The organism is Vibrio sp. S/42/10 (assembly GCF_029890535.1).
GTDB classification, from domain to species: domain Bacteria; phylum Pseudomonadota; class Gammaproteobacteria; order Enterobacterales; family Vibrionaceae; genus Vibrio; species Vibrio cyclitrophicus.
On the sequence record NZ_JAKMZC010000029.1, the window covers coordinates 24,756 to 33,725 of the forward strand.

General features: G+C 43.2%; 8 protein-coding genes and 1 pseudogene. 5 read left to right on the plus strand and 4 right to left on the minus strand.

From position 1 onward, the window contains the following. Nucleotides 1-2: 2 nt before the first annotated feature. Both L8S15_RS20975 and L8S15_RS20980 read right to left on the minus strand, forming a co-directional pair. A complete protein-coding gene (locus L8S15_RS20975) occupies nucleotides 3-1,022 on the minus strand; it encodes a DUF2955 domain-containing protein (RefSeq protein WP_010430494.1) in 1,020 nt (339 codons plus the stop codon). Next, nucleotides 1,012-2,133, minus strand: a complete 1,122-nt coding sequence (locus tag L8S15_RS20980) for an HlyD family secretion protein (protein ID WP_065099915.1) — start codon at nucleotides 2,131-2,133, stop codon at nucleotides 1,012-1,014. The genes L8S15_RS20975 and L8S15_RS20980 overlap by 11 nt, the downstream gene beginning before the upstream one ends. A gap of 159 nt (nucleotides 2,134-2,292) precedes the next feature. Here L8S15_RS20980 and L8S15_RS20985 point away from each other — a divergent pair, with 159 nt between their 5' ends. Then, a complete protein-coding gene (locus tag L8S15_RS20985) occupies nucleotides 2,293-3,300 on the plus strand; it encodes a helix-turn-helix domain-containing protein (protein WP_280574997.1) in 1,008 nt (335 codons plus the stop codon). A 257-nt stretch (nucleotides 3,301-3,557) separates the two neighbouring features. On the opposite strand, the gene L8S15_RS20990 is transcribed toward L8S15_RS20985, so the two are convergent. Then, a complete protein-coding gene (locus tag L8S15_RS20990) occupies nucleotides 3,558-3,986 on the minus strand; it encodes a PACE efflux transporter (RefSeq protein WP_016785403.1) in 429 nt (142 codons plus the stop codon). A 138-nt stretch (nucleotides 3,987-4,124) separates the two neighbouring features. On the opposite strand from L8S15_RS20990, the gene L8S15_RS20995 reads away from it, so the two are divergent. Continuing rightward, nucleotides 4,125-5,027, plus strand: coding sequence for a LysR family transcriptional regulator (locus L8S15_RS20995; protein WP_280575001.1), 903 nt, complete (start codon nucleotides 4,125-4,127; stop codon nucleotides 5,025-5,027). Between the two features lie 389 nt (nucleotides 5,028-5,416). Then, complete coding sequence (locus L8S15_RS21000) at nucleotides 5,417-5,761, plus strand: thiamine-phosphate diphosphorylase (RefSeq protein WP_280575005.1); 345 nt, start codon at nucleotides 5,417-5,419, stop codon at nucleotides 5,759-5,761. 201 nt (nucleotides 5,762-5,962) lie between these two features. On the opposite strand, the gene thiE is transcribed toward L8S15_RS21000, so the two are convergent. Then, nucleotides 5,963-6,580, minus strand: coding sequence for a thiamine phosphate synthase (gene thiE / locus L8S15_RS21005; RefSeq protein ID WP_010430512.1), 618 nt, complete (start codon nucleotides 6,578-6,580; stop codon nucleotides 5,963-5,965). A 261-nt stretch (nucleotides 6,581-6,841) separates the two neighbouring features. Between thiE and L8S15_RS21010 the strand changes: the two genes are divergently transcribed. Then, on the plus strand, nucleotides 6,842-8,785 hold the full coding sequence (locus L8S15_RS21010) for a methyl-accepting chemotaxis protein (RefSeq protein WP_065099918.1): 1,944 nt from the start codon (nucleotides 6,842-6,844) through the stop codon (nucleotides 8,783-8,785). Between the two features lie 105 nt (nucleotides 8,786-8,890). Further along, a pseudogene (locus L8S15_RS21890) lies at nucleotides 8,891-8,970 on the plus strand (helix-turn-helix domain-containing protein); the annotation flags it as partial.

Genomic DNA, 8,970 nt, shown 5'->3' on the forward strand with positions numbered 1-8,970 from the left:
AATTAAGGCTGATTTTGTAAGAACTTCCAATTCCTGGTTTCAAGGAAGAGTGAAGCCAAAATCATATAGACTCCAATTATCACTAACTGGAATATGCGTATGAATGCGTTGCTATCAATATCACCTGAGCTCATCAATGTACTCCCCACAAGTACCAATAAGGTACTGAATGCAGTGGCAAAAATCGGTGCTTTTTCTGGAACGGTGTAGATCTTCGTGGCCATCAAAATAGCGACAAGACCTATAAATAAAGAGTAGAAGACAATATTGGGAACAATAGAAAGGATTGAAAAAGCGGTAATCGCCAGCATGCCCCCAATACCATTACTGATGACTAAAAAGACGCTCAGTTTTACAGATTTCTCTGAAGTAATCATTAACGACAACAACGCAATAAACATCATAGTTAACAATGCTTCAGAGATCTGAAAAATAAAGAAAAAGCACACGACAGGATAAGAGATGATCATCGCTCTAAAAGCAGCATACCAACGTTGTTTCTTTTCGAGCGGCACTGGATCAAAGCCTGAAAAGCCCGTTTTAGGTTCAGGAAAAAACACATGCACTAACGCAAAAATCATCACTGAAACGACACCCGATGTCGCCAAACCAGAAGCCAACATGACCGAAACGCCAGGGTTATCAATCGCCATAAATGGCAACATCAACACCGCGATTAATAGCACAGTCGCAAACAAGTTCCATTTAGGGTCAACGAATAAGTAGTAGCCCCATAACATCATCAACCCAACTAAAATTAACAGAGGAATCGGATAATGGGTAATTCCGCGCGACAGCAATAAACCCAATGCCATGGTGGCGACTACTGCCAACAAGAGTTCGTAGACTGTTTCCTTGTGCAGGTTAGGCTTATCGAGTAGGAACTTAGCTGTGAACACCGGCGCCACAAATGCGAGTGGCCAGTTAATCCATGCAGCCAAAAATACAGCCAACGTAACGCCTACGGTATAACGCAGGATCCGTTGCTGAATTTGATGGTCGAGAATAGGCTTATCGGACATAAGACAGTACGCTTATGAATCGAATCCAAAGCTTGCCTATTGCGTTGAAAACGAAGTTATCACCACTATAAACAATCACATCAGCCTGACCACCCACACGTAGCATGCCTTGCACAGTATCGCGTTCAAATTCAATGGTGATTGGCAGCATCTGAGTTTGGCGTAACCAACCTGTTTGTTGACTCGCTTGAGCTAGTTTACCAGCTTGATCATTTTGTCCCCAATCGACCCCCCAATCGATACTGCTCACTCGACCCTTCACGATTCGACCCGGAGCAAAATCTAGAGCAACTTCCACTTCATCACCGACCGCGACATTGCCTAAACTATTTTCGCGATAGTAAGCTTCGATCCAGATATCTTCGGTTGAGACAAACGTCATAATGGCTTGCCCCTCAGATGCATAGAAACCTTCTGACAAACTAAAATTAGACACACCCCCTTGAGTTGGCGCTTTGATAACCGTGCGTTCTAGGTTTAATTGAGCTTGCTCTAGTGCCAATAATGCCGCTTTCACTTGGCTGTTTTCTTTGCCCTCTTTACCCATTTGTTGTTTAGCACGTTCCAAATCCGCTTCCGCATTAGTAACACCAGCACGAGCAGTTGCTAGTGCAGCGCGGGCTTGGTCAGCATCCGATTTAGACACGACACCTTTGTCTGCCATTTCCAACACTCGTTTAGCCTGTAATTGAGTGTTTTGCTTCTCAACCAGAGCAGAGGTTAACTTGGCTTGCGCAGAAGCAATGCTCGCAGTCTGAGCACCGACATTCTGCCCTGCGATTTCTAAGTTTTGCTCTGCCTGTTGAACTGCAATTCGATAATCAGACTTATCCAAAACCGCAAGTGTGTCGCCTTGATTAACCAATTGGTTTGGTTGTACTAAAATATCAAGCACCTTGCCCGACACTTCAGGTTTGATAGGAACGATATAACCCTTCACACGTGCGTTATCAGTAATAGGAATAATTCGATCGGCGATAACACTAAATAACAGTGTGAATGCCACAAACCCGAGTAAGTAATTGGTGACCTTTCTTACCTTATCTTTACCATTTTCGGGTTGGCTACTTTCTTCATTGTCGTCTTGCTTGTTCCCTTTGACTTCTGACATGGAACTCCCTTCTCAATAGCTAAAATCAAACAAAATTAATATCTTAAAAATAAACCCGACCATGGAAAACTCAAGTAAATAGGGTTAGATTTACTAAACAAAACACTGTAAATGATATGCACGTCTAATAACGTATAGATACACAAGGATTGTTTGATCATGGCTACTCGCTCTTACCAAGTCCCAGTAATACAAACAAGTTATGCCAAAATCTTAGTGCAAGTGTTCACGGACTATGGCATAGACCTGTATAAGTTGCTTGAAGACTCAGGCTTGCCGCCCGGCCTCATTGAATCAGAAAGTGACTTTGTGCCGTCTGAATCCATCAAGCGACTGATTTATCTGACTTCGTCACAACTCGGTGTCTCTCGATTTACGGATGTGCTCGGTTTGGCCTTTAAACGACGAATCATCCCATACGTCTTGCATCAGTTTACCGAGTTTGAAACGATTGAGGATTCGTTAAAACACATCAACACCATTTTCTCTTATGATTCTCCCGGTAGTAGAGTCGACTTCATTCAAGAGCATGGTCAGAGTTGGTTCTGCCGAACCGCAACTGAAGATAATTCACCCATGTTCCAATGGGGCGAAGTTTTTGCCATTACCTACATCATCGAATTAATCACCATTCTATCTAAGTCACCTTGGCAACCAACCAAAGTGCGTTTGCAAGGCAATGACACCGACATCGTTAAAACGCTGCTTTCCAATCACTGCCAGCTGTTTGTCGGCCATCGCTCTACCGCGGTTCTTATCCCTGATGAGATCTTACAACTACCGATTCGACTCACCGCCAAAGACTTAAGTAACAAGCCGGCGATCATTGAATGGCACACAAGCTTTACTGACAGCGTTTACGAGTTACTCAAACCCTACATGAAGGAGCAAGACCTCTCACTTGAAGGGGCAGCTGAACTCTTAAACTTTTCTGTACGAACATTTCAACGTAAGCTGAAAAACGAAAATACCACCTACCGGAAAATCAAAGAGAACCTGATGTTTTCTGTCGCATGTGACCTGATGGAAGAAGGCCATACGTTGACTTACATTTCGAGCCAATTGGGTTACACCAATATTTCCCACTTTTCTAGAGCCTTTAAACGAGTCTCCGGTATTACCCCAAAGATTTACCAACGCTCAATTTCGGCTCAGACACGATTATAATTAACCAAGGCAATTGGCTCTGGGCAACTCGGACTAGAACTACATACCCTATTTCGGCCACTGCCCTTGGCACGATAAAGCGCCCTATCCGCACTTCGATAGCTTGCTTCAGGTTTGGCTTGTATTTCAAATTATCACCTTATTGAAGATAGCAGAATAAATGACGAGTGACCTAGGCTTACTAGCCGAATACCTCCGTAAAAATAACGAATAAACAATCGGTTAGTAGCCAAAATAGCATTTACTGACTTAGCAGATTACTGAACTGCGAGATTGGATCTATGCACCAAAAACGCTCGAACATGGTCGTAAATCAGGTTGAATACAAATGCGTAAATGGTAATAAAAATGGTCACGCCGATATCCATCAAAAATGCCTGCCAAATACCGACGTTGAGCAAGTACGCCATCACAGGGATCGTCGCCACCAGCAAGCCAGCCTCAAATAACACGACATGAAAAACACGTAACTTAAGTGAACGCTGTGATTTTTCCCCCGTGAAATGGCGATCAAAAATGCGATTAAAACAGTAGTTCCACATCATCGCGATACTCGCAACAACTATCATGGTTCCTGATAAGGCGTTCACATCATGATCGGTAAATATCGCTAAGCCGACAATGGAAAGTGTTACGGCCAATACTTCAAATAACACAGAGTGAAACACTCTTTCTAACGTACTCATACATTCCTCTAAATAATCTATTACGTGTTGAATTGGTCGAGATTATGTCATCTGAAATAATAAGAGAAAGTTAACAGCCATCACGAATAGTGATAGCCTGAACGTTATTAGCCCATATTGGATTGAGTGAGAGGTAGCATGTACAGTTTTGAGCAATTAAAAGTCTTCGTCACTGTGTGTGAAAGCGGATCTTTTTCAGCGGCAGCGCGCAAGCTGAAACGTGCTCAATCCGGCGTCAGCCAGTCGATCGCCAACCTAGAGATAGCCATCGACCAAGAGCTGTTTAACCGAGAGAAAAACATCCCCGTTTTAACCAACACAGGTAAAGCGTTATTGCCTGTCGCTAAGTCCATTCTTGATCAACAAAAGTACTTCGACCAAAAAGTAGAATCGCTGACACAAGAAGACGAACATGAACTGATCATTGCGGTTGATGAAAGCATTATCGATAAGAATTTCATTAAGATAATCAGCTCGCTAGCCGATCAATTCCCTATCACACACTTCGATATCATTACCATTTCAACATTCGATGTCGAAGACTTAGTGAGACGCGGCAAGGCGCAAGTTGGAATCATCTATGCCGATGGTGAGCTAAAGGTTGATATGGACTTTTTCTTGCTTGGCCAAGCGCGTTTCCTAACTGTCAGTTCGGCTACTCACGAACTGAGCCAATTACCCGTAGTGCAAGACTCAGACTTAAAGCGTTATCGCCAATGTGTGCATCGCAGTTCGAAACAACGCGAACTATGGTTCACTTACGGCATTAGCTCCATGCTTTGGTATGCCAATAATCATAAGACCATTGTTGATCTCGTTGAACAGAATGTTGGCTGGGCAAATGTGCCTGAAATGATGGTAATGAAAGGGATTGAAAAAGGAGACCTTGTGGCTTTGCCTGTCGCACACGAGCATGGTGGTTGGATAACACCTGTTGGTTGCTTGGTGTCTCGCAGTCACATTAACGGCCCGGTTCTTACTAGCCTCATCGAGACCCTTGAACGGTATTCACTGCAATACAACCAATGGCAAGTAAACTAAAAGCTGATCCATTCTTAGAATCGAGGTTAGTAATGATTACGCCTCGACTACCTCATTTTAGCTTATCTTGCCGATAAATATCTTTGTCGTCTGGATAAAACACCCTAGTTGATGTCCCAAAGTGACATAACTACTATGCGATCCCAACGGGTTTGTCTTTTCGAACGAATATAGACAGTCCCAAATCGCTCTTTAACAACACTGACCCAACTTCAAATCTTCGAAATAAGTGTCCCTGCCCTGCAAGAACTTATGACAGCTTCAAATAGATCACTTTTGAATATTGATTCGCCCCAGTTTATGAGCCCTCTTTGAGTGCTTTTCTATATCTAAATGAACCTTTTGGAAAATTTGTCGTGAACGTTTTAAGAAATATTTGCCCTGAGAAAATGGGTAAAGAGCGTAACAAACGAGAGTATGATTTACGCGTACTTAATTGTGTCAGTGAAAGCGAATATGAATCGCGTATGGCAGTTTGGAATAGTCTAGCTTTGGCTGCTACTCCTTCTGTTTCAGAAACAAAAGGCTTCATCGATGAGGCTTTCAACAAACTGCAGCAAGACTTGAAAGAAGCCAGCCGTGAGTTATCAATTAACTACACGGACTTTATCGCGATGGCGCATGAAGAAATCAATTACATTAAAGTTTTTGTCGCGAATAAAACAGCGCAATACGGTTGGTACACCGCGATCGTTGTTATGATCATCGGCACTGTTGCTCTGTGCGCTCAGTAGACCAAACTGAATATTCAACAGATAATTCTGTACATCCGATAAACTGTTTATGTCCCTTATATGTTTACATGGGTATATAGAATACCGTGCTTAATAGTTTTCCTTAAAAGCTCAGTCGATAAACATAAGCACACCTCTGTGCTTATGTTTTAACTAGAAAACAAACAGCTAAACGCATTATTTTCTGGTCTAAATACCCTTTCACTCCTCCATTAGGGACAACAGATCCTGCGTTGCTTTTTTCGGGTCTTTTGCGTGACATATCGCAGAGACTAATGCCAACCCATGGATGCCTGTTTGCGTTAACTGAGGGATATTCGATTCGTTGATTCCACCAATACCGACAATCGGCAGCTTCGTTGTCTCCAAAGCCATTTGAATACCTTCATAACCCCAATGCTTTTTTAGATTAGTCTTGGTCGGTGTTGTAAAAAGCGCACTGAGACCAATGTAATCAATCGGCAAATCGTCAGCTTGTTGAAGTTGTTGCTCATCTTCTATCGACAAACCTAGAATCTTATCTGGTCCAATCAACTGACGCGCTATGATTGGTGGCATATCCGATTGACCCAAATGTAAGCCATCGGCATCCACCGCCAATGCAACATCGACTCGGTCATTAATGATCAAAGGTACGTCTGTTCCTGCCAAAATAGACTTAACAGCTTGTGCTCGTTCAATGAACGCTCTTACATCTCCATGCTTTTCTCTTACTTGGACCATGGTGACGCCACCAGCAACTGCTTGTTCAACCACGAACTTGAGCGTATCTAAATCTTGTTGGTCATCCGTTACTAAATAGAGTTTATAAAGGGTCATATCGCACCTTTGGCGTTGAAGTCTAAATTGAGTTGTTACCATTTTACCGACAATTATCATCATGTGCATGGACGTTAATACTAAATTAGCTCAATTAAGCGCGCGCTATTAAATATGCAACCCGTTGAAAATGTGTTAAAAAAACTGAATTACTTAACTAAAGCGTTACTTTTTACACAAACTATTCACTTTGAGTATGCCCGACACACCGTTTTATGAAATACTGCTCTGTGAAAGAATCAGGTCAATATAGGGATAGTTATGCGCCACCTTTCTATAGCGCTCAAGATCAAGCTGGGTTATGCCATCTGCTTGCTCTTTTTCGTCATTTCAGGCTTTGTGAGTTACAAAGGTATCCAAACCTTGTCGAACGGTTTTAGCCAATACAGTGAGCTCAGCCATAAAGCGACATTATCAGGCAACATTCAAGTGCACTTTCTTCAGATGCGTTTAGCCTCTGAACGTTACTTAGAGTCATTGGATGAGCAATACGAAACGAATTATCAATCAAGCAAACTCGCGATTGATGAACTGCTGAACAATCTAATCCAAACCACCACCAATACCGATAGTCTCTCGAGCCTGCAATTAGTGCAAGACAGCGTTGCAGCTTTTGATTCGGCTTATGGGTCAATGAAACAAAGCCAACTCCTCATTGACCAGTTGGTAAATGTGGAGATGGTCAAAAGGGAAACCAACGCACTGAAAGCTGCTCAGAGCTTGTTGTATGAGTCTTACAACAACAACGATCCAAACGCGAGCTTGTACGCCGGTATGTTGATGGAGAATTTCCTCGCCGCCAAGATCACTGTGCTGAGTTACTCAAACAACAACGACCTCAAAACCTATGAGGCCGGTAAAGACATTTTTGAATATGCTCTACCAGGTATCGAAGGTGATATTGAATCTCTTAAATCATCCCCTTATCAAAGTGAACTGATTGAAGATTTCTCTAACCAACGTGAAGCGTACGCGAAAGGTTTTGAGCAAGTTCATCAGCAGATGATTGAGAACACCCAAAGAACCGCTACTCTCGCCTCTATTGGCGATAGCTTAGCTATTTCGGTAGCTGATGCTCAAAGTATTCTCGAACAACAAAAGCAAGCGCTCACGCCGGTACTGCAAGCCAGTGAAAAACGCTCCATTCAAATCATCTTCTTGCTTACAGGAGTGGCTTTGCTTATTGGCATGACAAGCGCGGTTTTGGTGACTCGTTCTATCACCAAAGGTATCGCACAGGTTAAACAGATCACCAATGAGCTTTCTCAAGGCAACCTGAATGTTGAAGTGAACATTGAAAGCAAAAACGAGATTGGCGAACTACTGACCAACATGGAGATCACCATTGAATCTCTGCGCGATATCGTTGGCCAAGTGAACCGCTCTAGTGTGCGTATTGGTGAGATGTCCGAATCTCTTAATCAAGTGACTAACAACAGCTCGACCAACGCGACACAGTTGAACAATGAAATGATCAATATCTCGTCAGCCGTTGATCAATTGGCTTCGAGCACATCGGAAATTGCTTCAAGTGCTAACCACGCCTCTCAAGTTGCAAATCAAGCGACCGAGAATGTCGCGATGGGACTTAAAGAAGTAGACAAGACACTGCATGAAATTGGCAGCGCCGATGAAAGCATGCAGGTGAGTAGCCAGAAAGTGACAGACCTACACAAAGAGTCGATGAACATTGGTGCCATTCTTGAAGTAATCAAAGGCGTTTCTGAGCAAACCAACCTGTTAGCATTGAATGCGGCTATTGAAGCTGCGCGCGCAGGTGAACAAGGTCGCGGGTTTGCCGTCGTAGCCGATGAAGTAAGAACGCTTGCTAAGCGCACCCAAGATTCTGCTAGCCAGATTGATGAACTCATCACATCGCTGCAGCGTGGCGCTAAAGATGCGTTAGAGTCGATTAAGGAGAGCCACAGCACGGTTTCCGATGCTTCAACTCAGGCACAGCAGGCTTCTCAGAACTTGCATGTGATTAACCAACACATTCAAGATTTAAATCAAGCCAATAGCCAAATCGCGGTATCGGTTGATGAGCAAGATCGTCTAACCAAGTCACTCGGTGAGAACGCGCAAGGTGCAAACACCATCGCGCAAAGTAACCAAGAGTCAGTAAGCAGCATTTCAGGTGCAGCGAGCGACTTAACCGAGGTTGCTCATCACCTAGAGAGCCAAGTGAATCGATTTAGAACCTAGCAAGCTAGTCTATACACAGCTCCAAACCAATAATAAAAAGCCCCCAGCACATAAGTATCTGAACTGACCCCCAATAGTTGGACACCAATTATTGGGGGTCTTTTTATGTCCAAATATAGCCGAGAGCTAAAATGTATCATTGCTAGGCAATACTTAGATGGCACGTCATCTCTCTACTTAGCAAA

What these genes read in the sequence shown, in the direction of transcription:
- L8S15_RS20975 (WP_010430494.1), bottom strand. Translation starts at nt 1,022, where the DNA reads ATGTCCGATAAGCCTATTCTCGACCATCAAATTCAGCAACGGATCCTG.
- L8S15_RS20980 (WP_065099915.1), bottom strand. Translation starts at nt 2,133, where the DNA reads ATGTCAGAAGTCAAAGGGAACAAGCAAGACGACAATGAAGAAAGTAGC.
- L8S15_RS20985 (WP_280574997.1), top strand. Translation starts at nt 2,293, where the DNA reads ATGGCTACTCGCTCTTACCAAGTCCCAGTAATACAAACAAGTTATGCC.
- L8S15_RS20990 (WP_016785403.1), bottom strand. Translation starts at nt 3,986, where the DNA reads ATGAGTACGTTAGAAAGAGTGTTTCACTCTGTGTTATTTGAAGTATTG.
- L8S15_RS20995 (WP_280575001.1), top strand. Translation starts at nt 4,125, where the DNA reads ATGTACAGTTTTGAGCAATTAAAAGTCTTCGTCACTGTGTGTGAAAGC.
- L8S15_RS21000 (WP_280575005.1), top strand. Translation starts at nt 5,417, where the DNA reads ATGGGTAAAGAGCGTAACAAACGAGAGTATGATTTACGCGTACTTAAT.
- thiE (WP_010430512.1), bottom strand. Translation starts at nt 6,580, where the DNA reads ATGACCCTTTATAAACTCTATTTAGTAACGGATGACCAACAAGATTTA.
- L8S15_RS21010 (WP_065099918.1), top strand. Translation starts at nt 6,842, where the DNA reads ATGCGCCACCTTTCTATAGCGCTCAAGATCAAGCTGGGTTATGCCATC.